This is a genomic window from Pseudonocardia sp. GCM10023141 (genome assembly GCF_042653605.1).
The window spans coordinates 61558-85862 of sequence record NZ_JBHSIR010000009.1 but is presented as its reverse complement, the minus strand read 5'-3'; the positions used below and the strand labels follow the sequence as shown (position 1 = coordinate 85862).

28 protein-coding genes and 2 pseudogenes are annotated in these 24305 nt (G+C 71.2%); 18 read left to right on the top strand and 12 right to left on the bottom strand.

Annotated elements, in window-relative coordinates; translation table 11 throughout:
• Positions 1-28 precede the first annotated feature (28 nt).
• The 3 genes from ACFPFQ_RS05340 to ACFPFQ_RS05330 all read right to left on the bottom strand — a co-directional run bounded on the left by ACFPFQ_RS05340 (position 29) and on the right by ACFPFQ_RS05330 (position 2827).
• Entirely contained in the window at positions 29-1480 is a 1452-nt protein-coding gene (locus ACFPFQ_RS05340; RefSeq protein ID WP_379615349.1) for an MFS transporter, read from the bottom strand.
• Between the two features lie 52 nt (positions 1481-1532).
• A complete protein-coding gene (locus ACFPFQ_RS05335; RefSeq protein ID WP_379615347.1) occupies positions 1533-1697 on the bottom strand; it encodes a hypothetical protein in 165 nt (54 codons plus the stop codon).
• 665 nt (positions 1698-2362) lie between these two features.
• On the bottom strand, positions 2363-2827 hold the full coding sequence (locus ACFPFQ_RS05330) for a phage tail protein (protein WP_379615345.1): 465 nt from the start codon (positions 2825-2827) through the stop codon (positions 2363-2365).
• A 146-nt stretch (positions 2828-2973) separates the two neighbouring features.
• Here ACFPFQ_RS05330 and ACFPFQ_RS05325 point away from each other — a divergent pair, with 146 nt between their 5' ends.
• The 3 genes from ACFPFQ_RS05325 to ACFPFQ_RS05315 all read left to right on the top strand — a co-directional run bounded on the left by ACFPFQ_RS05325 (position 2974) and on the right by ACFPFQ_RS05315 (position 5424).
• Entirely contained in the window at positions 2974-3675 is a 702-nt protein-coding gene (locus tag ACFPFQ_RS05325) for a DUF899 domain-containing protein (protein WP_379615343.1), read from the top strand.
• A 139-nt stretch (positions 3676-3814) separates the two neighbouring features.
• A complete protein-coding gene (locus ACFPFQ_RS05320) occupies positions 3815-4453 on the top strand; it encodes an HD domain-containing protein (protein WP_379615341.1) in 639 nt (212 codons plus the stop codon).
• A 32-nt stretch (positions 4454-4485) separates the two neighbouring features.
• Positions 4486-5424 (top strand): NADP-dependent oxidoreductase, encoded by a 939-nt coding sequence (locus ACFPFQ_RS05315; RefSeq protein WP_379615339.1) that lies wholly within the window; start codon positions 4486-4488, stop codon positions 5422-5424.
• Positions 5425-5437: 13 nt separating this feature from the next.
• Here ACFPFQ_RS05315 and ACFPFQ_RS05310 read toward each other — a convergent pair whose 3' ends face one another.
• Together ACFPFQ_RS05310 and ACFPFQ_RS05305 are read right to left on the bottom strand one after the other, a co-directional pair.
• A complete protein-coding gene (locus ACFPFQ_RS05310) occupies positions 5438-6208 on the bottom strand; it encodes a class I SAM-dependent methyltransferase (protein ID WP_379615337.1) in 771 nt (256 codons plus the stop codon).
• A complete protein-coding gene (locus tag ACFPFQ_RS05305) occupies positions 6205-7059 on the bottom strand; it encodes an alpha/beta fold hydrolase (protein WP_379615335.1) in 855 nt (284 codons plus the stop codon). Before ACFPFQ_RS05305 ends, ACFPFQ_RS05310 begins: the two co-directional genes overlap by 4 nt.
• Positions 7060-7153: 94 nt before the next feature.
• Here ACFPFQ_RS05305 and ACFPFQ_RS05300 point away from each other — a divergent pair, with 94 nt between their 5' ends.
• Complete coding sequence (locus tag ACFPFQ_RS05300; protein ID WP_379615333.1) at positions 7154-8050, top strand: LysR family transcriptional regulator; 897 nt, start codon at positions 7154-7156, stop codon at positions 8048-8050.
• A 412-nt stretch (positions 8051-8462) separates the two neighbouring features.
• Here ACFPFQ_RS05300 and ACFPFQ_RS05295 read toward each other — a convergent pair whose 3' ends face one another.
• The 4 genes from ACFPFQ_RS05295 to ACFPFQ_RS05280 all read right to left on the bottom strand — a co-directional run bounded on the left by ACFPFQ_RS05295 (position 8463) and on the right by ACFPFQ_RS05280 (position 11922).
• Entirely contained in the window at positions 8463-9296 is an 834-nt protein-coding gene (locus ACFPFQ_RS05295) for a TIGR02391 family protein (RefSeq protein WP_379615331.1), read from the bottom strand.
• A gap of 89 nt (positions 9297-9385) precedes the next feature.
• Entirely contained in the window at positions 9386-9832 is a 447-nt protein-coding gene (locus ACFPFQ_RS05290) for a Pr6Pr family membrane protein (protein WP_379615329.1), read from the bottom strand.
• Between the two features lie 89 nt (positions 9833-9921).
• Positions 9922-10242 (bottom strand): hypothetical protein, encoded by a 321-nt coding sequence (locus ACFPFQ_RS05285; RefSeq protein ID WP_379615327.1) that lies wholly within the window; start codon positions 10240-10242, stop codon positions 9922-9924.
• 447 nt (positions 10243-10689) lie between these two features.
• Positions 10690-11922: an MFS transporter gene (locus ACFPFQ_RS05280; RefSeq protein WP_379615325.1), complete on the bottom strand. Its 1233-nt coding sequence runs from the start codon at positions 11920-11922 to the stop codon at positions 10690-10692.
• Between the two features lie 136 nt (positions 11923-12058).
• Here ACFPFQ_RS05280 and ACFPFQ_RS05275 point away from each other — a divergent pair, with 136 nt between their 5' ends.
• From ACFPFQ_RS05275 to ACFPFQ_RS05260, 4 genes and pseudogenes are all read left to right on the top strand, one after another.
• Complete coding sequence (locus ACFPFQ_RS05275) at positions 12059-12205, top strand: hypothetical protein (RefSeq protein ID WP_379615323.1); 147 nt, start codon at positions 12059-12061, stop codon at positions 12203-12205.
• Positions 12202-12246: pseudogene (locus ACFPFQ_RS05270) on the top strand (hypothetical protein); the annotation flags it as partial. The gene ACFPFQ_RS05275 and the pseudogene ACFPFQ_RS05270, both read left to right, overlap by 4 nt.
• A gap of 295 nt (positions 12247-12541) precedes the next feature.
• Positions 12542-12718 (top strand): annotated as a pseudogene (locus ACFPFQ_RS05265) (SDR family oxidoreductase); the annotation flags it as partial.
• A gap of 16 nt (positions 12719-12734) precedes the next feature.
• Positions 12735-13130: a VOC family protein gene (locus ACFPFQ_RS05260; protein WP_379615321.1), complete on the top strand. Its 396-nt coding sequence runs from the start codon at positions 12735-12737 to the stop codon at positions 13128-13130.
• 30 nt (positions 13131-13160) lie between these two features.
• Here the strand turns inward: ACFPFQ_RS05260 and ACFPFQ_RS05255 are convergent, their stop codons facing one another.
• A complete protein-coding gene (locus ACFPFQ_RS05255) occupies positions 13161-14180 on the bottom strand; it encodes an LLM class flavin-dependent oxidoreductase (RefSeq protein ID WP_379615319.1) in 1020 nt (339 codons plus the stop codon).
• 57 nt (positions 14181-14237) lie between these two features.
• Between ACFPFQ_RS05255 and ACFPFQ_RS05250 the strand changes: the two genes are divergently transcribed.
• The 10 genes from ACFPFQ_RS05250 to catC all read left to right on the top strand — a co-directional run bounded on the left by ACFPFQ_RS05250 (position 14238) and on the right by catC (position 22171).
• Positions 14238-15152 carry a LysR family transcriptional regulator gene (locus tag ACFPFQ_RS05250; RefSeq protein WP_379615317.1) on the top strand — a complete coding sequence of 305 codons (915 nt, stop codon included), beginning with the start codon at positions 14238-14240 and terminating at the stop codon, positions 15150-15152.
• Between the two features lie 119 nt (positions 15153-15271).
• Entirely contained in the window at positions 15272-15682 is a 411-nt protein-coding gene (locus ACFPFQ_RS05245) for a hypothetical protein (RefSeq protein ID WP_379615315.1), read from the top strand.
• A 14-nt stretch (positions 15683-15696) separates the two neighbouring features.
• The gene (locus tag ACFPFQ_RS05240; protein WP_379615313.1) at positions 15697-16644 is read left to right on the top strand and encodes a phenol 2-monooxygenase; all 948 of its coding nucleotides are present in this window, start codon (positions 15697-15699) and stop codon (positions 16642-16644) included.
• On the top strand, positions 16641-16925 hold the full coding sequence (locus ACFPFQ_RS05235; protein WP_379615311.1) for an MmoB/DmpM family protein: 285 nt from the start codon (positions 16641-16643) through the stop codon (positions 16923-16925). Before ACFPFQ_RS05240 ends, ACFPFQ_RS05235 begins: the two co-directional genes overlap by 4 nt.
• 1 nt (position 16926) lies before the next feature.
• A complete protein-coding gene (locus ACFPFQ_RS05230) occupies positions 16927-18456 on the top strand; it encodes a YHS domain-containing protein (protein ID WP_379615310.1) in 1530 nt (509 codons plus the stop codon).
• A gap of 2 nt (positions 18457-18458) precedes the next feature.
• Complete coding sequence (locus ACFPFQ_RS05225) at positions 18459-18779, top strand: phenol hydroxylase subunit P4 (protein ID WP_379615308.1); 321 nt, start codon at positions 18459-18461, stop codon at positions 18777-18779.
• On the top strand, positions 18776-19834 hold the full coding sequence (locus tag ACFPFQ_RS05220; protein ID WP_379615306.1) for a 2Fe-2S iron-sulfur cluster-binding protein: 1059 nt from the start codon (positions 18776-18778) through the stop codon (positions 19832-19834). The genes ACFPFQ_RS05225 and ACFPFQ_RS05220 overlap by 4 nt, the downstream gene beginning before the upstream one ends.
• An 18-nt stretch (positions 19835-19852) precedes the next feature.
• On the top strand, positions 19853-20956 hold the full coding sequence (locus ACFPFQ_RS05215) for a mandelate racemase/muconate lactonizing enzyme family protein (protein ID WP_379615304.1): 1104 nt from the start codon (positions 19853-19855) through the stop codon (positions 20954-20956).
• A gap of 53 nt (positions 20957-21009) precedes the next feature.
• Positions 21010-21876, top strand: a complete 867-nt coding sequence (gene catA, locus ACFPFQ_RS05210; RefSeq protein ID WP_379615302.1) for a catechol 1,2-dioxygenase — start codon at positions 21010-21012, stop codon at positions 21874-21876.
• A 4-nt stretch (positions 21877-21880) separates the two neighbouring features.
• On the top strand, positions 21881-22171 hold the full coding sequence (gene catC, locus ACFPFQ_RS05205) for a muconolactone Delta-isomerase (RefSeq protein ID WP_379615301.1): 291 nt from the start codon (positions 21881-21883) through the stop codon (positions 22169-22171).
• A 14-nt stretch (positions 22172-22185) separates the two neighbouring features.
• Here catC and ACFPFQ_RS05200 read toward each other — a convergent pair whose 3' ends face one another.
• Positions 22186-22797, bottom strand: a complete 612-nt coding sequence (locus ACFPFQ_RS05200) for a copper resistance CopC family protein (RefSeq protein WP_379615299.1) — start codon at positions 22795-22797, stop codon at positions 22186-22188.
• A gap of 47 nt (positions 22798-22844) precedes the next feature.
• On the bottom strand, positions 22845-24293 hold the full coding sequence (locus ACFPFQ_RS05195) for a hypothetical protein (protein ID WP_379615297.1): 1449 nt from the start codon (positions 24291-24293) through the stop codon (positions 22845-22847).
• Positions 24294-24305: the final 12 nt, after the last annotated feature.

Below are 24305 nucleotides of genomic sequence, written 5' to 3'. Positions count from 1 at the left end.
GAGCGTCCACCCTGACCTCGGGTCCAGGTCAAGCACCATCGAGCTCTCCGGTGACGTCGGGCCCGGCAGCGCGTCGGGTGCGCAGGAACGCCCAGGTGACGAGCGCTCCGGCCACCCCGGTCAGCGTCCAGCCCGCGACGCCGATGGCGTCCTGGAACTGCGCGGTCTGCGCCGCTGTCCAGTGCGGCGTGGCGATGCTGCCGGTGAACATCGCAGCGAGGATGGTGCCGGTGGCGGCGATGCCGACGCCGGTGGTCACCTGGGAGGCGGTGTCGACGAGCGCGGCGCCGATCGTGGTCCGGTTCGCCGGCAGGCCTCGGAGCACGTTGGTTCCGGCGACGACACCGAGCACACGCAGCCCGGCCGCCACGAGCACGAGCGCGAGTGCGATCCACGCGTAACCGAGGCGGCCCAGCGCGGCGTAGACCGCGAGCCCGAGCACCACCGCCGTCGCGCTGATCCACGCGGCGTCGTCGAGGCCGAACCGTTTCACGAACGGAGCGACGATCGCGCTGCCGGCGACCAGCACCACGACCTGCGGCAGCATCCCGATGGCGGCCAGCGCGGGCGGCCAGCCCCAGTCGAGCTGCAACTGCAGCGTCACCATGTAGCCGAGGCCGGCGACGGCGAGTCCGGCCGCGGCCTTGTAGGCCAGGCCGCTCGAGACCAGCGGACGGGCCACGAGCGCGAGATCGAGCAGCGGGTAGCGCGCCGAGCGCTCGCGCAGGACGAACAGGATCCCCGCCACCACCGCCGCGGCGGTGGCCGCCCAGGCCGCCCAGGATCCGGCGCCCTGGTCGACGAAGAACGTCGGCGCGACGAGCGCGAGCACGATGGTGGCCGTGCCCAGTGCGGCCCCGGCGATGTCCACCGGGTCGCGGTGCAGTTCGGCCGCGGTGTCCGCGGCTATGCCGGCCCGGATGGCGACGAACGCGAACACGGCGATCGGCACGTTCACCAGCAGCAGGACCTGCCACGGCGCGAACGCCAGCACGAAACCGCCCGCCGTCGGTCCGACGGCGAGGCCGACCATGCCCACGGTCGAGATGAGGTTGAAGGCGCGGACGCGCAGGTCGTCGTCGGCGTAGAGCCGGAAGGCCAGCGCCATCGAGCCGGGAGTGGTCATCGCGGCCGCGATCCCCATCGCCACCCGCACGGCGATCAGCTGGTCCGCGGTGGTGACGAACGCGGTCCCCAGGCTCGCCACGCCGAGCAGGACCAGCCCGATGAGCATCATCCGCCGTCGACCGGACCGGTCGGCCAGCGCGCCGAACGCCAGCATCAATCCGCCGAACACGACACCGTAGGCGCCGGTCACCCACTGCAGGGCGGTGGTCGACGCGTCCAGCTCGCGTCCGATCGTGGGCAGGGCGACGTTGAGGATCGAGTTGTCGAGCATCTCGAAGAGGAACACCGCCGACAGACCGGCCAGCGCCAGCCAGGAGTGCCGCAGTGTCCGTGGGGGGCGCGTCGGGATCATGGCAGTAGATTAACTGACTAAAGGTAGTCGCACAACCTAACGAGGTGTGACGTCAGAGCCATCCGGCATGGCGAGCGATCCGGCGGGCGTCGAGGCGGTTGCGCTGTGCCTGCACCTCGACCGCAGGCGGGAGTGAGCCGGTCCACACGGCGACGGCCGAGCCATACTGGCGGCGCCGCTCGTTGCCGACGTCGCAGACCGGCACCCGTCCTCGCATGCCGTGGAGCGTGTGCGACGACCGGCGAGGGTGTGCGACGTCGGCACCACCACCTCAGCCGCGCCGCCGGGCTGTGCGCCGCCGCCGCGGGCCTGCTGTTCATCGGCGTGCAGATCAACCACCCGTCGCTGGACCTCGCGTTCGTCACGACGGCCGAGTACGCGGCCCGGCAGGGTGCGAGGGTGGCCATGGCGGTCCTCGCGCTCGCCGGCATCACCGGCATGTACCTGTGTCAGGTGCGCCGGACCGGGCTGCTCGGCCTGCTCGGCTACCTCGTGCTCGGCGCCTGCTACCTGCTCGTGCTCGGCGTCGAGGTCATCGGCGTCACCGTGCTGCCCGCGCTCGCGCACAGCGCACCCGGCTACGTCACCGACGTCCTCGCCGTGGCCTCCGGCGGCACCGCGACCGGCGACATCGGCCTGCTGCAGACCCTCAACACCGCCGTGGGCATCGCCTACGTGGGCGGCGGCCTCCTGTTCGGCATCGCCCTGTTCCGAGCCGCCGTCCTCGCCCGGTGGGCCGCGCTGCTGCTGGCCGCCGGCACCCGGACCAGGCGGCGCTGCACGGGCTGCTCGGGAAGATCCGCGACATGGGCGTGGCACTGGTGTCGGTGGAGGTCATCGCGGCACCGGACGATGTGGCGGGGCCGCCACCGATCCCGAGGATCAGTACTCACCCTTGATCACGAAGAAGGTGCCACGGATCGTGCCGGCCAGCTTCGACTTCTGCCGCGCGAACTTGAAGCGGGACGCGAGTTCCTCGGGAACCTCCATCCCCTCCGCCAGCTTGAACCCGACCGCGCGCTTCATCCCGTCCGCCAGGCCGTACATCACGTTCACCGACAGTCCGGACTCGTAGAACACGTACGCCATCCGCGTGCCCTCGACCTCGAAGGACGTGGCCTCCAGCGGGCTGGCCGCGATCACGATGTCGCGCTCCTCCTCGAGGATGCGGTGCACCCAGTCGACGATCTCCGCCGCCTCGCCTGCAGGGGAGACGGTGAAGGTGTGGTCGTACTTGTTGCGGTAGTAGCGCGCCTCGTTGGCCCGCAGTCCCGCGAGGGCCGCCGCGAACGGGGACGATTCCAGCCCGGCGGCGGAGACGTCCTGGAAGTCGACGACCTGCTGCACGGGCCCTCCCTGGATGGTCTGTCGGCGCAACGGTAGCGGTGGACGAGCCCGGACGTCGCCGATCCACCGATGAGTTCACCGTGCGGGGGGAGTCAACCACCGGTGGCCGCGGCTGCGACCACGATCCGAGCAGCACTGGAGGTCCCATGAGCACCACGTCCCTACCGCCCGTCGTCGACGCGGGCACGTGGCAGCGTGAGCTCGACAGCCTGCGGAGCAGGGAGAAGGCCGCGACCCGCGAGCTGGACGCGATCGCCGCACAGCGGCGCAGGCTGCCGATGGTCGAGATGCCCGACTACACGCTGGAGGGCGCGGACGGGCCGGTTCGGCTCGCCGAGGTCTTCGACGGCCGTTCGCAGCTGATCGTCTACAACCACATGTGGTTCCCCGGCGAGGTGTGGCAGTGCCCCGGCTGCACCGGGTTCACCACGCAGTTCACGCGGCTGGAGGGCCTCGACAACTTCGACGCGCGCTTCGTCATCGTGACCCAGGGTCCGATCGAGGAGGCACTCGCGTACAAGCGGCGCGTCGGCAATGCGATGACCTGGTACTCCACGGCGAACAGTCCCTTCGGCGCCGATGTCGGCGCCGGGCCCGGTGAGGGGTTCGCCGTGAACGTCTTCCTCCGCGACGGCGACCGGGTGTTCCGCACCTGGCACACCGCCGGCCGCGGCACCGAGCAGCTCGGCTACCTGTTCGGGCTCCTCGACCTGCTGCCCTACGGGCGCCAGGAGGAATGGCAGGACTCCCCGCCGGGGTGGCCCCAGTCGCCGACCTACAGCAGGTGGAGCAGTTCCGAGGACATCGCCGCGGCGTACGGGGACGCGGTCGGCCTGCCGCAGGAGTGAGGCCGGCCGCGTGACGCCGCCCCTGTCCGGATACGGGTGATTCCTGGCCGGACGGTGGCGGCGCAACCGGGTGACCGTTGGGCAGCATGGATGTCGGACACACCGTCCGCACCCGACAATTCCCGGAAGGTCAGAGGTCATGGCCGAGGTCATCGCGGGGTTGGAGATTCCGGGGACGGGCGCGGTCGCCAAGGCGACCGGGCTCATCCAGGAGACGACCAGCCCTCTCATCTACCACCACTCCAGGCGGGTCTTCCTCTTCGGACTGATCCACGCTCAGCGCCTGGCCGTCGAACCGGACCCGGAGCTGCTCTACCTGGCGGCGTTGTTCCACGACACCGGCCTGCTGACCCCCTTCTCCGACGTCGAGCAGCGCTTCGAGGTCGACGGTGCCGATCATGCGCGCAGGTTCCTCCTGGAACAGGGCTTCTCGAGCGCTGCCGCCGACACCGTCTGGACGGCGATCGCGCTGCACACCACGCCAGGCATCCCGGGCCGGATGTCCCCCGAGATCGCGACGACGAACCTCGGTGTCCTGACCGACGTGCTCGGCCTCGGACTGGCCGGGATGGACCGCGACCAGGTGGACGAGATCCTCGCCGTCCACCCCCGTGGGGACTTCAAGAACGAGTTCCTGCGAGCCTTCGTCGACGGGCTCGAGCACCGTCCCGACACCACGAACGGCACCGTGAACTCCGACGTGCTGGAGCACTTCGTCCCCGGGTTCCGGCGCACGACGACGGTCGAGCGGATCGTGGGCTCGCCATGGCCGAGTTGAGGGGGACGGGGCTGATCGGGAAGGGTTCGAGCATGCGAGCGATCACCGTCCAGGACCGTGCTGCGGGTGTCGACGGCCTCACCCTGACCGAGGTGCCGCACCCGCACGCCGCGGAGAACGACGTCATCGTGCGGGTGCACGCCGCGGGCTTCACCCCCGGCGAGCTCGACTGGCCCGCCACCTGGACCGACCGCGCCGGCCGGGACCGGACACCCAGCATCCCCGGGCACGAGCTGTCCGGGGTCGTGGCCGAGCTCGGCTACGGAACCACCGGCCTCACCGTCGGCCAGCGGGTGTTCGGGTTGGCCGACTGGGCCCGCAACGGATCGCTGGCCGAGTACACCGCGGTGGAGGCCCGCAACCTCGCCCCCCTCGCGGCCGACATCGACCACACCGTCGCGGCCGCGCTGGTCATCTCCGGACTGACCGCATGGCAGGGGCTGTTCGACCACGCCCACCTCACGACCGGCCAGAGCGTGCTCATCCACGGCGCCGCGGGCGGCGTCGGTTCGCTCGCCGTCCAGCTCGCGCGGGACGCGGGCGCGCGGGTGATCGGCACCGGGCGAGCCGCCGACCGCGCTGCAGTGCTCGGTAGGGGCGCGCAGGCCTTCCTCGACCTGGACGCCGACGATCTGCGGGATGCCGGCGAGGTGGACGTCGTGTTCGACGTCATCGGCGGCGACGTCCTCGAGCGGTCGACGGCGCTGGTGCGCCCCGGCGGCACCCTCGTGTCCATCGCCGAGCCACCCACCGTGCAGCCCAGCGGCGGGCGCGCCGTCTTCTTCGTCGTCGAACCCGACCGGGTCCGGTTGGCCGACCTCGCCGAGCGCGTCCGGGCCGGGCGGCTCACCCCCGTCATCGGGGCCGTAGGACCGCTCTCGGAGACGGCGTCGGCGTTCGCCCGGCGCACCCGTCCCCGCGGCCGGACGATCATCCGGGTCGTGGAGGAGCCGGCGTCGCCGCCAGTGTGATCAGCGGCGGTGATCAGCGGCGGCGGGCCGTGACGATCCAGGCTCGCGAGTCGAAGAGCACGCCGTCCTCGGTGGTGTGGGCGTCGAGGGTGGCGCGCAGCCGCGTGCGTGCCTGCTCGGCCGCCGCGGGGTCGAGGTGGGCGAGCTGGTCGTTGGCCTCCCACAGCCCGAGCGCGGCCGCGAAGGCCGTCGCGCTGTCCGGGCCGTAGTAGACGGGCTCGTGCACCTCGGTGAAACCGACGTCGGTGAAGCCCGCCGCCGCCAGGATCGTTTCCGTGGCGGTCGGATCGGCGAGCGAGAACGCGTCCGGACCGGCGCTGGGTGCAGGCGGTGCGTCCGTGAGGGCCCGGCGGATCGCGGTGGCCCACTCGTTGCGGTCGCGCTCCTGCCAGACCAGCAGCACCAGGCGCGCCGCGGGGCGCAGCGCGCGCCCGATGTTGGTGAACGCGGCGCCCGGGTCGGCGAAGAACATCGTGCCGAACCTGCTGATGCACAGGTCGAAGTGCGCCGGGGGGAACGCGTGGACCTGGGCGTCGGCCTGCTGGAAGGTGATGTTGGCGATTCCCTGGTCGGCGCTGAGCAGTCGGGCCCGTTCGAGCATCCGTGCGGAGGCGTCCACGCCCATCGCGCTGCCGGCGACCGCGGCGCCTGCGGCCTCGCGCGTGGACTGGCCCGTGCCGCAGCCGACGTCGAGCACCCGGTCGCGGGGGCCGACGCGGGCGGCGGCGCGGAAGGGCACGTTGTGCCGGCGCAGTTCGGCGTCGTAGTCGAACAGGTCGTTCATGGACGGCCTCCCGCGGTATGGCGGATCAGAGCCGGGACGAACACGTCCCACAGCGGTTCCGGCAGGTCGTGACCCGCACCTGCCAGCACCAGCAGCTCCGCGCCGGGGATCGCGTTGCGCAGCGCCTGCCCGTGGGGGAGCGGGAGAACGGGGTCGTGATCGCCGTGCACCACCAGCGTCGGCGCCGTGACGGCGGCGAAGTCGCGGGCGGATCCGGTGAAGTCGATGGCGTAGTGGTTGGTGAGCATGGACGCGATGTCGCGGGTGCGGGCCACGTCGCGTTCGACCAGCACGCGGGTGGCGGCCTCGTCGAAGTAGGGGGAGCCGCCCGAGTACGCCTTCGCCCACGCGACGACGACCTCCACCACCGCAGCGGGATCGGCGGGGTCCGGATCGGGGAGGGTGACGCGGGCCGAGTCCGACGACGGTGGCAGGCCGTCCTCGCCCGTGGAGGTGGAGACCAGGGTGAGCGACGCGACGCGGTCGGGGTGGTCGACGGCGACGATGACGCCGACCCCGCCCGCCATCGACCGGCACACGAGGTGTGCCCGCTCGACGTCCAGGGCGTCCAGGATCTCGAGTGCGTCCCCGGCCAGGTCCGGGTACGTGTAGCCCGGCCGCCCCGGCGGGTAGCTGGTGGATCTGCCGGTGTCCCGGTTGTCGTAGCGGATCACGAAGCGGTCACCGCGCGCGATCTGCTCGCACATCGCGGACCCCCACCACAGCATCGAGGCGGCCGCGCCGTCGATGAGCAGGACGGCCGGGTCGCGGGGGTCTCCGAAGGTCTCGACGCACAGCTCGACGTCGCCGATCGGGACGAGCTGCTCGCCGTGGGAGAGGTGATCGGTCATGACCCTCAAACTAGGACAACCGGGGCATCGCCAAAAGCGATGATGTCCGATCGAAGCAATCGTATGCGGCGATGTAATGGGCTAGGGTGACGCCGTGTCCGACGTCGAACTGCGCCATCTCACCGCGCTGGTCGCTGTTGCCGACGAGGGCTCGTTTGGGCGTGCGGCCACGCGGCTCGGGTACACCCAGTCCACGGTGAGCCAGCAGATCGCGGCGCTGGAGCGCACCGTCGGCGGTGCCGTGTTCGACCGGCCGGGGGGCCCGCGACCGGTGCGGATCACCCCGCTCGGCGCGGTGGTGCTGGCACACGGCCGCGAGCTGCTGGCGGGCACCCGGGCGATGACAGCAGCGATCGACCGGTTCCGGGCGGGCGAGGGCCGCATCGACATCGGCACGTTCCAGAGCATGTCCACCGCCATCCTGCCGATGGTCGTGCGCAGGCTGCGCGACGAGCACCCCGGCTGCGACATCAGGCTGTTCGACGAGGAGATCGACCGTCCGCAGGTCCGCGATCTCGACCTGGTGTTCGTCGACGGCCGGGTCGACGGGGCCGTCGAGCACCGCAAGCTGCTCGACGACCCCTACCTGCTGGTGGCCCGCCGCGGCACCTTCCCCGACGGTCCGGTGCGCCTGGCCCGGCTCGACGGCGCCCCGATGGTCGCGTTCCCGCTGGTCTGCGACCAGCCCCGGGTGGAGCAGGCGCTCGCCCGCCGCGGCGTGCAGCCGCGGACGGTGTTCCGCACCGTGGGCAACGAGACCGTGCTGTCGATGGTGCGCGCCGGGATGGGGTCGGCGATCATGCCGCGGCTCGCCGTCCACGGCGCCGATGTCGGTTCCGACGAGTCGCTGTCCTTGCACGAGCTGCAGCCGGGCCTGCCGCCACGCGAGATCTTCCTGTCGTGGCAGGCGGATCGCACCCATTCCCCACTGGCGGCACGGGCGATCGAGATCGCCGTGGACGTCGCCGGCAGGTTCGCCGAACGCGCGTGACCGCGGCCGTCAGGCGTTCGGGCCGGGCTGCCACCGGCGCGACGGGTCGGTGTCGCACGTGTAGTGCAGGGCGACGACGTTGTCGGCGGTGCTGCTCCCGCCCGCGATGGTGAGCACTTCCCGGTCTGCGCGTCCTTGAACGAGATGTGCGGCGTCGCGATGACCGTCGGCAGTGGACCCACCCGGTCGGCCACGGGCGATCCGGACGTGGCCGCGGCCGCCGGAACGGCGGCGCCCAGCAGCAGTCCGGCGATGAGCGCACCGAGGGCGCCGAGTCGTGCGGCAGGATCTCCTCGATCGGGTGGGACGTGTCGTGGTCGTGCCTCTCCGGCCGGTGGTCGGTACGCCGGACGGTGCTCGCCGAAGCGGGTGAGGACACGCGCAGTTCCTTACGCAGGTGCCCGGGCGCGGCCTATCCGAGAGGTCGTTTCGCGGCGTCGAGCCTGCGGTGCACCATCGAGACCATGGCGAGCAGTTCGAGGAGCTCGTCGTCGGCCACAGCGCGGGAGCGTCGCGGATCCGGCACCGTCGGGGCGCCGCACATCCCGGCCAGGCCCTTGATCAGATGGACCAGTCCGCGCTGCTCGGCGCGTTCGCTCTCGGTGGTCAGGCCGTTGATCGCGAGTATCGGGAGCCCGGCCGCGTCCGGCGTCAGTGCCGCGTCCACCAGCGGCGCACCGTCGCTGGTGAGACCCGCTCGCATGCGGAGCTTGGTGAAGACGCTCCGCGACGCCGCGTGCATCGTGTGCAGCGGGCTCGTGGCGGTGTCGTCGGCGGGGAGGCTGCTGAGCACGTCGGGATGGGTGCCGCGGCGGCGCAGTTCGGTGCGGAGCCGCTCGGTGCTCGTGATGTCGGCGCTCCGGCCGGGCCCGTCCGGGGTGGTCGGTCGGGCTCCCTTGCTCAGCCGACCGTCGTCGAGGACCCGCAGTCCCTGGCAGGCCAGCACCTCGTTCAGCGCGTCGCGACGAAGCCGGCGCAGCCCGGGTGTGTTGACGTAGCGCGCGGGAGCCATGGCGTCCCGGATGAACCGGATGATGCAGTTGGACGCGTGGTCGGCGGTCTGCCGGGCGAGCAGTGCGTGGGCGATCCGGTGGCGGGACGCGATCGAGGAGCCCGGATCCGTCGCGCTCTGGGCGGCGAGCAGGCGCTGGATCTCGGGGCCGGTCAGCCCGGTGTCAGGTGCCCCGAGCACGCCGGCGACGCCGAGAACGATGTCGCGTTCCCAGGGTGGGTGGTGCACGACCATCGCTGGATCCTCCTTCGGACGAGGAATCTCCGTGCGGTGAGTACAGCCTGTCCCGAGAGGATCGCGCATGGGTGATCGCGTGGCTACCCTCAACGGCGCGTCGGCCTTGCCGGCCACCCCATCCGACCTCGCACACCGCCGTAGGTCGTCGCACGCGTTGCACCGTGTGCGAGGACGGGTGCAGGGCTGCGAGGTCGGGGTGACGATCGCCCGGCCTCCAGCCTGACCCATGGCTGCAGGGCGCCGAGCTCGACGTCGCGGAGCAGGGTCGTGAACACGACGCCGACGAAGAGCATGTAGACGACCGACGCGCCACGGACAGCGGTGGCTGCCGGTGTGGGCTCGGCGTCGCGGGCGAGCCGCACAGCGCTCACGATGAAGACGGTGGCCGCGAAGATGTTGGACAGGATCGTGAAGTAGCTGAAGAAGTTGACGACCCCGAGGTTTCCGGACATGGCGATCACCAACTGCGTGACGACCCCGGCGAGTGACAGCGCGGCCAGCGCGCAACGACCGACGATCACGGCGGACTTCATCGGAGACACCGTAGCGTGGCGCGGCACCGCCCCGGGCAGCTTGCCGACGCCGTCGACCTCGACGAGGTGCGTGAGCGAGTCCCGCGGTTCTACCGCGGCGCCCGCACCGTGAGCTCGGCCAGGCCGAGCCGGCGCCACCACCGCCCGCCCACCACGAACAGCAGTGTCAGGCAGCAGGCCAGTACGGCGAGGCCGACGGTCCAGCCGACCGCCGTTGCCGACCAGGGCAGCACACCGTCGAGACGGGTGGGAGTGGTGTCGGCGGCGAGCAGCCCGGTCCCGATCGCGATGATCACTGCGGCGACGATCAGGCCGAGTCGGGCCCACGCCATGATCCGGTTGGCCTGGTCGACGGGTCGCCACTTCGACCGCGGTGCGCCGCCGAAGCCCCACCGGCTGCGGAGAGTCATGCCCAGTGGTTCGTAGATATGACCCCGAAGCGTTACGGCCGGCCGGAAGTTGGACCGATTCGGTGACTAGGGGTAGTGGAATATCACCCACGCGGGAAGTTGTGGATCCGTGAACCCGCGAGATCATTGGCCGCGTGTTCACTGACCAGCCGCGGGCGATGTACCGCTCCGTCCCGGAGCCACCCGCGGGCTGCCGGTGAGCGTCATCGCCTGGATCGCGGTCGGCGTCGCCGCCTGGCTCGTCGTCGCGGTGGTGGTCGCCCTGATCGTCGGTCCCCACCTGAAACGGATCGCCCGTCAGGAGACCCGCCCGCCCGTTCGCCCATCGAGCGGCGGAGCCGCGGCGCACCCCCTCGCGGAGACGCCGGCAGACGGCGATGACACACCGTCTCGAGACGGTCGCCGTCGCCGCAACGGTGCAGACCCCGACCAGGCACGGTGACCGGGTCAGGACGATTCGGCCCGGGCTGCTGCGCGGCGTGCGCGGACCATGGCCCGGGTCGCGAACGGTGAGTACCGCGGTGCCCAGGCGACGAGTGCGCCCGCCGCGAGCAGGCCGACGCCGCCGACCGCGACGATCCCGGCCGCCAGTGCCCAGAACCCGGCGACGACCGAGACGATCACGGGTCCGATCGCGTTGCCCGTGTCGCTCATCAGGCGCCACATCGACAGGAAGCGCAGCCGGTTGTCCGCAGGTGCGACGTCCGCGCCGAGTGTCATGACGATGCCGGAGCCGATGCCGTTGCCGAAGCTCATGACCATGGCGACGACGGTCAGCCCGATGACCTCGCCGGTCAGCGGCAGTGCGGCCATCGCCACGCCCAGGATGACCATGGACGGCACCGCGACCGCGAGCCGTCCGTGGCTGTCCATCAGCTTCCCCGCCGGATAGAACAGCGCCATGTCCACGGCGCTGGCGATCCCGAACACGATGCTGGTGGCCTCGGGGCCGAGCCCGATGTGCACGGCCCACAGCGGGAGCACGGTCTGGCGCGCGGCGCGGGTCGCGCCGATCGCGAGCACGGCGATGCCCAGCGTCGCCAGCAACCGCCGATAGCTCCGCAACGTCGCAGCGAACCCGACCGCCGCGCTCGGCTGCGTCCGGACGGGCCGGCCCACCCGCTGTCCCGACCCGCCACCCGCCGGTTCGATGTCGGGGATCACCAGCAGCAGCAGCGCGGCCAGCGCCGCGGTCACGACCGCGACGACGTAGGCCGCGCGCAGCGTCGTCAGGCTGATCACCGCGGCACCGACGAACGGCCCGATGAACAACCCGACCCGGTGGGAGCCCCCGAGCATGGACAGCGCCCGCGCCCGCAACCCCAGCGGCGCCACCTCCGACAGGTACGCCTGCCGGGCGAGGTAGAACGTCGCGTTGCACATGCCGAGCGCGAGCAGGCAGGCGCCGAACATCAGCAGCGACGGTGCGAGGACGCAGCCCAGCATCGCCGCCATCGACACACCGCCCGCGAGGACCATCGCGCGCCGGTCACCCAGGCGCCCGGCCAGTGCGGCGGCCGGGATGTCACCGACCAGCTGCCCGATCCCCAGCAGCGCCACGAGGAATCCGGCCGTGCCGGTCGAGGCGCCCAGATCGAGCGCGGTGATCGCGATGACGGGGGCGACCGCGCCGTTGCCGATCTCGTAGACCATGGCCGGCAGGAACATCGACGGCACCATCGATCGCAATGTCATCGGTGCCGGCCCCGTGCCACTCATCGTGTCGGGACGATACCGCTTGCCATAGCTAATCGTCCGTGCGTGCCGTCACACGCCGGACCGGCCGAGGCGACCGGCGACGCGTAGCGCTCCCGGCGTGGTCACCACGCCGGGCAACGAGCTGGGGGAGTTCCTCCGCGGTCAGCGGGCTCGGATGACGCCGCAGGAGGCAGGACTGCCGGCAGTGTCGGGCCGGCGCGTCACGGGGCTGCGCCGGGAGGAGGTCGCGGTGCTCTCGGGGTGAGCGCCGACTACTACGCCCGGTTGGAACAGGGGCGCGAGCGATCGCCGTCGGCACCGGTGCTGGAGGCGCTCTGCCGGACGTTCCGGCTCGCGCGGCTGTCGCCGGGCATCGGGCGTGGCGGCGAGGGCGTCGGCCCGGAGCTGCTGCAGACGATGGAGTCGTTCCCCGCCGCGGCCGCCTACGTGACGAACCCGGCGTTCCGCGTCCTGATCGCCAACCCGGCGGTCGACGTTCACCTCAAGGGCCCGTTCTTCCTGGCCCGGGCGCTGCTCCCACTGCTCGGCGACGGCGGGCAGATCGTGAACATGACGAGCGCGACCACCCGCGCGGGTTCGCACCGAGCTCGGCGGTGGCCTCACCGACGAGTTCGCCTCCCAGCTCGCGGCGCAGACGGCGCTGGGCCGGGTCGGCGATCCCGACGAGGTCGCCGGTGTCGTCGCCGCGCTCCTGTCCGACGACAATCGCTGGATCAACGCCCGGTCGATCGAGGTCTCCGGCGGCTTCGTCATCTGAGGAAGGGAACCCGACCATGCTCGACCACGTCATCCTGCCGGTCAGCGAGATCGATCGCTCGATCGCGTTCTACACGGCAGCGCTCGCACCGCTGGGCATCACGGTCCGCGTCGACTACGACGGACGTGACGGCCCTCCCGGGCATCCCGACCTGAAGGGCTTCGGGGCGGGTGGGCGCATCTTCTTCTGGCTCCGCCGCGGCGACGTCGACAGCCGGGCCGCGCATGTCGGCTTCGTGGCCGACAGCGAGGCCGACGTCCACGCGGCCCACGCCGCGGCGCTCGGCGCGGGTGGCACCGACAACGGTGCGCCCGGACCGCGGCTGCACTACGACCCCCGCTACTACGCGGCCAACGTCCTTGACCCGGACGGGTACAGCCTCGAGTTCGTCTACAAGAGCTGGCAGCACTGACACACCCGTGCGCGAGCCCGGCGGAAGCGGCTACCGCCAACCCAGCTCGGGGGCGAGGTGGGTGAGCACGCTCTCGATCACGTGCGCGTTGTAGTCGACGCCCAGCTGGTTCGGCACGGTCAGCAGGAGGGTGTCGGCTGCGGCGATCGCCTCGTCCTCGGCGAGCTCGGCGATGAGCTTGTCCGGTTCGCCCGCGTAGGTCCTGCCGAAACGGGCGTTGCCGCCGTCGAGCCTGCCGACCTGGTCGGTGGCGCCGCGCTCGTTCCAGAACAGCTGCCGGTCGAGGTCGCTGACGATGGGGAAGATGCTGCGGCTGATCGAGACGCGCGGCTCTCGGTCGTGGCCCGCGGCGGTCCAGGCGTCGCGGTAGCGCTGGATCTGCTCGGCCTGCAGCTGGTGGAAGGGCACCCCGGTGTCCTCGCTGAGCAGGGTCGAGCTCATCAGGTTCAGGCCGTGCGCGGCCGTCCACTCCGCGGTGGCCCGCGTGCCTGCGCCCCACCAGATCCGGTCCCGCAGACCGGGGGAGTGCGGCTCGACCCGCAGCAGCCCCGGCGGGTTGGCGAACATCGGACGCGGGTTGGGCTCGGCGAAGCCCTCGCCCGCGAGCACCTCCAGGAAGACGCGGGTGTGCTCGCGGGCCATGTCGGCGTCGCTCATGCCCTCGGGCGGGACGTGGCCGAAGTACCGGAAGCCGTCGATCACCTGCTCGGGCGAGCCCCGGCTGATACCCAGCTGCAACCGGCCGCCGGAGATCAGGTCGGCGGCCCCGGCGTCCTCGGCCATGTAGAGCGGGTTCTCGTAGCGCATGTCGATCACCGCGGTACCCAGCTCGATCCGGCTGGTGCGCGCCGCGGCGGCGGCCAGCAGCGGGAACGGCGAGGCGAGCTGCCGGGCGAAGTGGTGCACCCGGTAGTACGCGCCGTCGGCGCCCATGTCCTCCGCGGCGACGGCCAGCTCGATGGACTGCAACAGGGCGTCGGACGCGGATCGGACCATGGAGTGCTGCGTCGCGGACCAGTGCCCGAAGGACAGGAACCCGATCTTCTTCACCTGCCGCTCAACCCGGCGCCGACGGGCGGCATTCCGCTGCATGGTTAACCTGCAGCGATGGAGCTGCGGCGGATCCACTACTTCATCGCGGTGGCCGAGGAGTGCCACTTCGGACGCGCCGCCGCCCGGCTGCGGATGGCGCAGCCGCCGCTGTCGCAGCAGATCAAGCAGCTGGAAGCGGAGATGGGTGTCGCCCTGTTCACCCGTTCCACCCGCAAGGTCGAGCTGACCCCGGCGGGCGAACGCTTCCTGGACCGGGCCCGGCAGATCGTCGTCTCGATCGACGACGCCGTCGAGGAGGCGGTCCGGGTCGCCGACGGCATGCTGGGCAGCCTCGCCATCGGCTTCACCGGCTCGGCCACCTACGACCTCCTGCCGTCGCTGGCCCGCGTGCTGCGTGCCGAGCTCCCCGGCATCGAGCTCGATCTGAAGGGGGAGATGCTCACCCCCGACCAGGTCACCGCCCTGCTCGACGGCACGCTCGACCTCGGGTTCCTCCGCCCGCCCGTGCGCAGCCTCGACATCGACGTGCGGGTGCTGCGCCGGGAGCCGCTGATCGCCGTGCTCCCGGAGGCCCACCCGCTCGCCGGTCGGGCCAAGGTCAGGCTCGCCGACCTGCGTGACGAGCCCTTCATCACCTACCCCTCCCACCACCGCTCGGTGGTCTACGAGGCCGTCATCGACGCCTGCCAGCGGTCGGGGTTCACGCCGTCACAGGTGCACGAGGTGGGGGAGACCTCGACGCTCGTGTCCTTCGTCGCGGCCGGGCTCGGTGTCGCGCTGGTGCCCGCCTCCGTGCAGCACCTGAAGATCACCGGGGCCCAGTACCTGCCGCTGGCGGGCAACACCGAGGAGGTCGAGCTCGCACTGGCGACGCGCCTGGACGAGCGATCGGCGCACGTCGCCCGGGTCCGCGCGCGTGCCGAGAAGTTGATCGGTGGCGGCCGCCCGTTGCGCGCTCGCCCGAATTAGGACGCTCAGCGTCTCGGTTTCAACGAATCTTGTATTTCACAACACCCCTCCCGTAGGCCGACACTCGTCGCACCCGCCGGTCGACGTCGACCGGCATCGGCTGAGGGGAAACCGCCTCGATGACCCCGTTCATGCTCAGCGTGCAGGCGCTGCTCGACGGTGCGCCCGCTCCGGAGGCCGCGACCACCGAGAGCCGACCGATCCCCATGCCGGTCGCCGCCGACGCCCAGATGATGGTCCGCTCGCTCGCCGAGCAGCTGATCAGCGAGGCGAACGCGATCCTGCGCGAGCACGGCGAGGTCCTCAGCCTGACCGATGAGGTCGGCCCCGGCGAGCTGACGTTCACCGTCGGCTTCGGCGAACGGGCGGCCCGCGTGCAGACGGTGATGGCGGGGCGCTCGGCCCTGGTCCGCCTGATCGTCGACGGCCGCACCGAGGACGTCCCGCGCCGGCTCTCGGGGGAGGACGAGCTGCAGGCGCTCGTGCTGAACCTCATCGATCCGGCCTCGAGCCACTCGCCCACCCGCTGACACCAGGAGAACGCGTGCAGTACGAACTGCGGTACCAGGTCATCGAGCAGAAGCGGCAGAGCTACCAGAACGTCATCGACCGTTTCGGGGACCAGCCGGCCAGCCGCTACCTGGAGGCCACCCTCGACATCGAGCCCCGCGAGAACTTCCACTACCGCCCGACGTGGGCCCAGAACCGGGAGCTCTACGACGAGCGCTACTCGGCGCTGCGCCTGACCGACCCCTACACGTTCACCGACCCGCGGCAGTACTACTACACGCCGTATGTCACCAACCGGGCCGCGCTGCACGACGAGTTCGGCAAGACCCTGTCCTACCTGGAGGACCGCGACCTACTGGCCCGGATGCCGGCGGGCTGGCGTGCCGTACTCGCGTCGGTCGTCGTGCCGCTGCGCCACTACGAGTCCGGTGCGCAGCTGATCACCGTCGCCGGTGCGCGTTTCGCCTACGGCACGTCGTTGGAGCAGTGCTGCACGTTCGCGGCGTTCGACCGGATCGGCAACGCGCAGATGCTCTCCCGGGTCGGCATCGCGCTCGGCACCGGCACCGCCGACGTGCTGACCACCGCCAAGCAGGAGTGGCTCGACAGCGAGCACCTGCAGCCGCTGCGGCGGCTGGTCGAGGAGATCATGATCGTCGAGGACTGGGCGGAGGGCGTGCTCGCCGTCGACATCGTCGACTCGCTGATCTACCCGCTCGTCTACAGCGGACTCGACGAGCGGGCGCTGCTGGAGGGTGCCGGCGCGTACAGCCTGTTCGCGCAGCACCTGAGCACCTGGTTCTCCGACCAGCGCCGGTGGCTCGACGCGCTGGTGGGCGCGTGGCGCGACGACCCGGAGAACGGCACGTCCAACCAGGAGCACCTCGCCCGCATCGAGGCGACCTGGCGGCCCCGTGCCGAGCAGGCGGTCGACGCACTGTCGGCCGTCATCACCGATCGACTCGAGGGAGCAACGGCATGACCGGAACCCTGCGCCAGGTCGGCATCGACATCCAGGACGCCGAGGAGAACCGCGGCCTGATCGACGCGATCAAGGCCGACAACCCCGAGCTGACGATTCGCAGCCTGCCCGGAATGGTCAAGCTGCAGGCCGCCGGCCGGATCGTGATCAACCGCGAATCCGTGGAAGCCCAGATCGGTCGCGAGTGGGAGACCGGCGAGTTCCAGCTCGCGATCATCTCCTACGCCGGCAACTTCTCCGAATGGGACGACGACCAGATCATCGTGAGCTGGGAGCACTGACATGACTCAGACGACGCCGCGCAAGAAGAAGCTGCCCCTCAAGGAGCGGTACTCGCTGCTGACCAGGGACCTGGACTGGGAGCCGAGCTACGTCACCAAGGAGGAGCTGTTCCCGCACACCTCCTACGAGGGCATCAAGATCCACGACTGGGACGGGTGGCAGGACCCGTTCCGCCTCACCGTCGACGCCTACTACAAGTACCAGGCGGAGAAGGACAAGCGCCTCTACGCGGTGCTGGACAGCTTCGCGCAGAGCCAGGGCCACCTGGGCCTCTCCGACGCGAGCTACCTGAACGCGATCAAGCTGTTCATCCAGGGCGTGACGCCGCTGGAGTACGCCGCGCACCGCCACTTCGCCTACCTCGCCCGCTACCTCGAGGGCCCGGCCCCGCGGTTCGCCGCGCTGTGCCAGAGCGTTGACGAGCTGCGTCACGCGCAGACCCAGATCCACACGATCAGCAACTACAACAAGTACTACGGCGGCTTCCACAGCTGGTCGAAGATGCACGACCGCGTCTGGTACCTGTCGGTGCCCAAGTCGCTGTTCGACGACGCGATGACCGCGGGTCCGTTCGAGTTCCTGATCTCGATCTCGTTCAGCTTCGAGTACCTGCTGACGAACCTGCTGTTCGTGCCGTTCATGAGCGGTGCCAGCTTCAACGGCGACATGCCGACCATGAGCTTCGGCTTCTCGGCGCAGTCGGACGAGAGCCGGCACATGACGCTCGGTCTGGAGGCCATCAAGTTCCTGCTGGAGCAGGACGAGGCCAACGTGCCGATCATCCAGGACTGGATCGACAAGTGGTTCTGGCGGGCGTACCGCATGTCGGCGCTGGTGGCCGGAATGATGGATTACATGCTCCCCAAGCAGGTCATGAGCTGGAAGGAGGCGTTCGAGCTCTACTTCGAGGACCAGATGCTCGGCGGCCTGTTCCCGGACCTGGAGTTCTACGGCATCAAGCCGCCGCGCTTCGTGCAGGACGCGATCGCGGAGAAGGACAAGCTCTCCCACGAGGTCTACAAGATCCTGCACAACTTCAGCTTCGCCGCCGCCTTCACCACGCAGACGCCCAACGACGAGCACATGGCGTGGCTGTCGGAGCAGTACCCGGACACCTTCGACACCGTCTACCGCCCGACATGGGAGAAGCACCGCAAGATCGAGGCCGATGGCGGGCGCGTCTTCTTCCAGGGCCTGCCCCAGCTGTGCGAGGTGTGCCAGATCCCGATGGCGTTCACCGAGGCCGACGACCCGACGAAGATCTCCTTCCGGCGCAGCGAGTTCAACGGCGAGACGTTCCACACCTGCAGCAACGGCTGCCAGTGGATCTTCGAGCGGGAGCCGGAGAAGTACATCCAGGCCTGGCTGCCGGTGCACCAGATCTACCAGGGCAACTGCGGCGGTCCGACCGTTCCGGAGGTGCTGGAGTGGTACGGCATCCAGGACGGTGACAACGGTGAGTACAAGGGCTCGCCGGACGCGCTGTCGTGGGCGGAGTGGCACGACGACGGACCGAAGCAGGGGAGCTGACGATGACCGTGAGGGCGCTCTACGACTACACGTTCCCCTCCGCGGACCGGGCGGAGAACTTCGGCGACGACCAGCTCGTCTACGTCACGTGGACCGGCAACCTGCTGTTCTGCTCCGCGGCGTGCTTCCGGGTGCCGAAGGCGATGCCGTTCGGTGAGTTCGTCGACGGCGTCGTCGCGCCGTGGGCGGGATCGGACCCCGACTTCGACGCCGCCGCCGTGCGGGACTGGAAGTTGTTCGACACACCGCTCACCGCGGCTGCCGACGCCTCGCTCGCCGATCTCGGTGTGGGGCACAAGGCGCTGCTGTCGTTCTCGGCATGAGCACGCAGAGCTTCACCGTCACCGTCGAACCGCTGGGTGCGGAGATCACCTGCCGCGCTGACCAGACCGTACTCGACGCCTGCCTGCGCGAGGGCATCTGGCTGCCCCACGCCTGCACGCACGGCACCTGCGGCACGTGCAAGGCCCAGGTGCTCGACGGCGAGCTCGATCTCGGTGACGCCTCGCCCTACGCGTTGCTCGACACCGAACGGGACGAGGGTGCGGCGCTGCTGTGCGTCGCCCGGCCCAAGGGCGACGTGACGATCGAGGGGGAGGTGGACGCCGAAGAGGGAGTCGATGTCCACCCGGTCCGTGACTACGAGGGTGTCGTCGAGGTGCTCGAGGACGCCGCCCCGAACGTGCGTCGCGTGGTGATCCGGCTGACCGAGCCGCTGCGCTTCAACCCCGGCCAGTACGTCCAGCTCAACCTGCCCGGCGGCGGCAACCGGCCGTACTCGGTCGCCTCCACCCCCGGGCAGGGCGACCGGGTGGAGCTGCACGTCAAGCGGACACCCGAGGGTGTCGCGACCGACGGCTGGATCTTCAAGGACCTGGCGGTGGGGAACGCGGTCTCGCTGTCGGGGCCCTACGGCCGGTTCTCCTTCCGCCCCGCGCGCACCCAGCCGATCCTGCTGCTCGCCGGCGGCACCGGCCTCGCCCCGATGAAGTCGATCGTGGCGCACATCGCCGAGACCGGCGCCGAGCACGAGGTGGTGCTCTACCACGGCGTGCCCGGCGCGGACGACCTCTACGAGCACGCCTGGTTCGCGGCGTTCGCCGCCGAGCACGACTGGTTCGACTACCGCCCGGCGCTGTCGCGGGAGGAGCACGAGGGTCGCACGGGGCGGGTCCCGGCGCTGCTCGCCGCGGACTTCCCGCGGGCGGCCGGCAACGTCGCCTACATCTGCGGCAGCCCGGAGTTCGTCACCGACACGATGAAGGCGCTGATGAAGGCCCGGCTGTTCCCGCGCGACATCTACCGGGAGGACTTCTTCGACTCGGCCGATCGGGCCGCAGGCACGAACGTCGTACGCAGCCCGCTCATCCGCCGCTGAAGGGACCGGAGAGCACCGATGAAGATCACCAGGATCGAGGCGATCCCGTTCTCGATCCCCTACCGCAAGCCGCTGCGCTTCGCGTCCGGCCAGGTCACCGATGCCGAGCACGTGCTCGTGCGGGTGCACACCGACGACGGTGTGGTCGGCACGGCCGAAGCGCCGCCGCGACCGTTCACCTACGGGGAGACCCAGGCGTCGATCATCGCGGTGATCGATGGTGTGTTCGCGCCGCAGATCGTCGGCATCTCACCGCTGGAGCGCGAGAACATCCACGCCCGGCTCAACCGCACGGTCGCCAACCCCACCGCGAAGTCCGCCATCGACATGGCGATCTGGGACGTCATCGGGCAGTCCGTCGGCGCCCCGGTCACCGAGCTGCTCGGTGGCTACGGCAACCACATGCGGGTCTCGCACATGGTGGGCTTCGCCGAACCGTCCGAGATGGTCGCCGAGGCCGGTCGCATGCGTGACGCGTTCGGGATCACCACGTTCAAGGTGAAGGTCGGCAGGCGCCCCATCGACCGGGACGTCGCCGCCTGCCGGGCGCTGCGCGAGGCGCTCGGTGACGACATCGAGCTCTACATCGACGGCAACAGGGGATGGACCCCGGCCGAGTCGGCGCGAGCGCTGCGGGCGATGGCCGATCTGGACCTGCAGTTCGCCGAGGAGCTCTGCCCGGCCGACGATGTGCTCGGCCGCCGCTGGCTCGTCACGCAGAGCACCATCCCGATGTTCGCCGACGAGAGCGTCTCCCGTCCGGGTGAGGTCACGCGCGAGCTGCTCGGGGGTGCGGCCACCGGCATCAGCATCAAGACGGCCCGCACCGGGTTCACCTACTCCCAGCGCGTGCTGTTCCAGTGCGAGGGCATGGGCGTCGACGTCGTCATGGGCAACCAGATCGACAGCCAGATCGGAACGCTGTGCACCCTCGCGTTCGGTGCCGCCTTCGAGCTCACCTCCCGCCGCGCCGGTGAGCTGTCGAACTTCCTCGACATGAGCGACGACCTGCTCGCCGAGCCGCTGCAGATCCGCAACGGTGTCCTGCGGGTGCGTGACGGCCACGGGCTCGGCATCGAGATCGACGAGGACAAGCTCACGCACTACCGCCAGGACAGCTGACCACCCGAACCGGCGCAGGCACCCACCACCTCGCCCCACGAAGGGACCCCATCATGACAACCGTCGAGAACGCGACCACGGTCGAGGACACGGCGACAGCGGCCGCCACCGGCGCATCGGCGACCGAGCGGTTCCGCACCGACAAGACCCTCGCCGCCGACACGCCGCCCGAGCGCGTCAGCCTGCTCGCGCGCGAGGTGCTGGAGGCGGTGCACGCGACCATCCGCAAGCACGACGTCACCTACGCCGAGTACGACGCGCTCAAGGCGTGGCTCATCCAGGTCGGCGTGGACGGCGAGTGGCCGCTGTTCCTCGACGTGTTCGTCGAGCACGTCGTGGAGGAGGTCGCCAACGCCCGCCGCGAGGGCAGCAAGGGCACCATCGAGGGCCCGTTCTACGCGCCCGGCGCGCCCGAGTTCGGCGCCGAGGGCACGCTGCCGATGCGCGACGGTGAGCCCGGCACGCCGATGACCTTCCACGGCCAGGTCCGCAGCGTCGCCGGCGTCCCGATCGCGCGGTCCACCGTCGACATCTGGCACTGCGACGACGAGGGCTTCTACGCCCAGTTCGCCCCCGGCATCCCGGAGTGGAACCTGCGGGGGCGGTTCACCACCGACGACGAGGGGCGCTTCACGATCCACACCATCCAGCCCGCGCCGTACCAGATCCCGACCGACGGCTCGACCGGCGCGCTCATCCGCGCGGCGGACTGGCACGCCTGGCGGCCCGCCCACCTGCACCTGAAGGTCTCGGCGCCCGAGCACATGCTGATCACGACCCAGCTGTACTTCCCCGGCGACCCGCACAACGACGACGACATCGCCGCGGCCGTGAAGCCCGAGCTCATGCTCGACCCCCGGCCGACCGCCGACGGCACCGGCGTCGACGTCGAGTACGACTTCGTCCTGGACCCGGCCTGAGCCCATGCTCTTCGCCGTGAGGATGGACGTCGCGCTGCCGCTCGACATGGACCCGGGCGAGCGGGCGGACACGCTCGCCCGGGAGAAGGCCTACAGCCAGGAGTTGCAGCGCGCGGGGAAGTGGCCGCACATCTGGCGGGTCGTCGGCCAGTACTCGAACCTCAGCATCTTCGATGTCGCGGACAACGGCGAGCTGCACGACCTGCTGTGGAACCTGCCGCTGTTCCCGTACATGACGATCGAGGTCACGTCGCTGGCCGCGCACCCGTCGGACATCGCGGGCACCGGGCCCTGACGTCGGTGTCGTCGTCAGGATCCGGTGCGCCCCCGGCTGCGCAGCAGCAGGACCGTGGCGATGATCGCGAGCACCACCACGACGACGCCGATCCAGACCCACCAGGGCACGCCGCCGCCCGAGTCGGGGGCGGCGGCCGGCGCGGCCGGGGTCGTGGGTGCCGCGGAGGTTGTGGTGGTGGCGGGTGCCGTCGTTGTCGGGGGCGCGGTGGTGGTCGCGGGCGCGGTGGTCGTGGCGGGCGCGGTCGTCGGCGTTGTCGCCGTGGCCAGGGTGAACTTCACGGTGCCGCGAATGGTGTCGCCGTCGTCGGCGACGACGGCGTAGGCCAGGGTGTAGGCCCCGGCGGGGCCGGCCGCCTGCACCGATGCGGCCACGGTGGAGTCGGTGATCGTCGGCGTGCCGAGCTGCCACGTCGCGGCGCCGGGCCCGGTGATCGTGATCGGGTCGGCCGCCACGGTGACCGCCTCGGCGAAGGTCAGGCTGATCCGGGCCGGCACCGCGGTCAGGGTGCTCCCGTCGGCCGGATCGCTGCTGCTCAGCGTCGTGTGGGCGAGCGCGGGGGTGGCGGTGATCAGCAGGGCCGCTCCGGCCAGCAGGACGGCGAACAGGCCACGTCGCGTCTTCATCAGAGGTCTCTCGTTCCTGGAACGGTCGGGGTGCGGGGTGACGGGGGTCAGGCGGTCGGGGCGGCCGTCACGTCGACGGTGATCGGGACGGTCACCAGCTGCCAGTCGCGCTGGACCTGTGCCCACAGCTGGTAGCGCCCGGCGCGGGGGAAGGCGTAGGTGAACGTGGTGGTCGGTCCGTAGCCGGTGGCCGTGGGTGGCGTCATGTCGTGGACGTGGGCGAAGGCCAGCGTCGGGTCGGCCGGGTCGAGCGCCGCGTCCGCTGCTCCGGGCCCGGCCGGCGTGGGGCCGAGGATCATCAGGTGCCCGGCCATCCCGAGCCAGGCCTGCAGGCCCACCGGTGCTCCGGCATCGGTGAAGGTGAGGGCGATGCGGCTCGGCCTGCCTGCCACCGGCGACGCGACCGTGGTGTCGACGGTCATGCCGGCGACGTCCCGGCGTCCCGCACCCGCGGAGCCGGGTGCTGCCGCCCCCGCGGTGCCCTCGACGGTGAACGCGGAGCGCACCACCTGGTGGCCGCCGCCGCTGCGTTCCAGCTCGGCGAACACGCCGTAGCGGCCGGGGCCGGACGGGGTCAGCTCGACGGTGTAGCGGCCCGGTGCCGTGCGGACGGGGTGGACGTGCCAGAGCCTGCGGTCGGGGCCGATGACCGCGAGGTGGATGAGGGCGTCGTCGTGGACGGCCAGGTCGTCGACCGGGTTGCCGGTGGAGCCGTCGGTGAGGTCCAGGCCGAGCTGCATCGCCTGGCCGGCGACGGGCGGGGTGTCGGGGCGCAGGCCCAGCACGACGGCGCCTCCCGCCATGTCAGCAGCGCTCATGTCTCCAGCGCTCATGGCAGGCGAGGTCATGACCATCCCGTTGTGACCCATCCCGGCCATGTCCATCCCGGGCATGGCTGCCGGGTCCGTTGCACCGATGAAGCCGCCGGCGCCGGGCGACGCTGCCGGGGTCGAGCCGCCGAGCAGTGCCGCGGTGACCACCACGGCGACACCGGCGACCGCGACCCCGCCGAGCCCCACCGCCCATCGCGGTCGGCGCCGGGCCCGCAGCACGAGCGCGGCGACGGCGAAGATCACGGCGGCCGCGAGGCCGCCCCGCACGGCCCAGACCCAGCCCGCCGCGGTGGCGGCGTCGAGTGTCAGCGGGAGCCGGGCGACGTGGGCCCCGTCGCTGAGGACGATCTGCCACGGTCCCGGTCGATCGATCTGGAGCACGGTGCTCGCCGAGCGCTGCGCCGGGCCGATCCGCACGGACGCCTCGCTGGTGGCCCGGTCGCCGGTGGCGCCGGGTACCGCCTGAACCCGCATCGTGGCCTCGGGAGCAGAACCCCGCGTCGTCACCGCGATCGGCAGCGCACCGGTGCCGCCGGACGGCAGTGAGATCGTGACCGTCAGCTCGCGCTCACCGAGGGTCGCGGCCATGTCGACCACGCCCGCGGCCGCCGTGGAGTGCGCCATCGCCACCCCGCTGCCGGCGCCCCAGGCGACCAGCGCCATCAGCAGGACCGC

Excerpts from the sequence above, each read along its gene's own strand:
- ACFPFQ_RS05195 (WP_379615297.1), bottom strand. The coding sequence starts at position 24,293 with ATGGCGCTGGTCGCCTGGGGCGCCGGCAGCGGGGTGGCGATGGCGCAC.
- ACFPFQ_RS05215 (WP_379615304.1), top strand. The coding sequence starts at position 19,853 with ATGAAGATCACCAGGATCGAGGCGATCCCGTTCTCGATCCCCTACCGC.
- catC (WP_379615301.1), top strand. The coding sequence starts at position 21,881 with ATGCTCTTCGCCGTGAGGATGGACGTCGCGCTGCCGCTCGACATGGAC.
- ACFPFQ_RS05340 (WP_379615349.1), bottom strand. The coding sequence starts at position 1,480 with ATGATCCCGACGCGCCCCCCACGGACACTGCGGCACTCCTGGCTGGCG.
- ACFPFQ_RS05325 (WP_379615343.1), top strand. The coding sequence starts at position 2,974 with ATGAGCACCACGTCCCTACCGCCCGTCGTCGACGCGGGCACGTGGCAG.
- ACFPFQ_RS05335 (WP_379615347.1), bottom strand. The coding sequence starts at position 1,697 with ATGCGAGGACGGGTGCCGGTCTGCGACGTCGGCAACGAGCGGCGCCGC.
- ACFPFQ_RS05250 (WP_379615317.1), top strand. The coding sequence starts at position 14,238 with ATGGAGCTGCGGCGGATCCACTACTTCATCGCGGTGGCCGAGGAGTGC.
- ACFPFQ_RS05200 (WP_379615299.1), bottom strand. The coding sequence starts at position 22,797 with ATGAAGACGCGACGTGGCCTGTTCGCCGTCCTGCTGGCCGGAGCGGCC.
- ACFPFQ_RS05235 (WP_379615311.1), top strand. The coding sequence starts at position 16,641 with ATGACCGGAACCCTGCGCCAGGTCGGCATCGACATCCAGGACGCCGAG.
- ACFPFQ_RS05280 (WP_379615325.1), bottom strand. The coding sequence starts at position 11,922 with ATGGTGCCGTCGATGTTCCTGCCGGCCATGGTCTACGAGATCGGCAAC.
- ACFPFQ_RS05230 (WP_379615310.1), top strand. The coding sequence starts at position 16,927 with ATGACTCAGACGACGCCGCGCAAGAAGAAGCTGCCCCTCAAGGAGCGG.
- ACFPFQ_RS05295 (WP_379615331.1), bottom strand. The coding sequence starts at position 9,296 with ATGGTCGTGCACCACCCACCCTGGGAACGCGACATCGTTCTCGGCGTC.
- ACFPFQ_RS05220 (WP_379615306.1), top strand. The coding sequence starts at position 18,776 with ATGAGCACGCAGAGCTTCACCGTCACCGTCGAACCGCTGGGTGCGGAG.
- ACFPFQ_RS05320 (WP_379615341.1), top strand. The coding sequence starts at position 3,815 with ATGGCCGAGGTCATCGCGGGGTTGGAGATTCCGGGGACGGGCGCGGTC.
- ACFPFQ_RS05305 (WP_379615335.1), bottom strand. The coding sequence starts at position 7,059 with ATGACCGATCACCTCTCCCACGGCGAGCAGCTCGTCCCGATCGGCGAC.
- ACFPFQ_RS05290 (WP_379615329.1), bottom strand. The coding sequence starts at position 9,832 with ATGAAGTCCGCCGTGATCGTCGGTCGTTGCGCGCTGGCCGCGCTGTCA.
- ACFPFQ_RS05225 (WP_379615308.1), top strand. The coding sequence starts at position 18,459 with ATGACCGTGAGGGCGCTCTACGACTACACGTTCCCCTCCGCGGACCGG.
- ACFPFQ_RS05260 (WP_379615321.1), top strand. The coding sequence starts at position 12,735 with ATGCTCGACCACGTCATCCTGCCGGTCAGCGAGATCGATCGCTCGATC.
- ACFPFQ_RS05285 (WP_379615327.1), bottom strand. The coding sequence starts at position 10,242 with ATGACTCTCCGCAGCCGGTGGGGCTTCGGCGGCGCACCGCGGTCGAAG.
- ACFPFQ_RS05315 (WP_379615339.1), top strand. The coding sequence starts at position 4,486 with ATGCGAGCGATCACCGTCCAGGACCGTGCTGCGGGTGTCGACGGCCTC.
- ACFPFQ_RS05245 (WP_379615315.1), top strand. The coding sequence starts at position 15,272 with ATGACCCCGTTCATGCTCAGCGTGCAGGCGCTGCTCGACGGTGCGCCC.
- catA (WP_379615302.1), top strand. The coding sequence starts at position 21,010 with ATGACAACCGTCGAGAACGCGACCACGGTCGAGGACACGGCGACAGCG.
- ACFPFQ_RS05310 (WP_379615337.1), bottom strand. The coding sequence starts at position 6,208 with ATGAACGACCTGTTCGACTACGACGCCGAACTGCGCCGGCACAACGTG.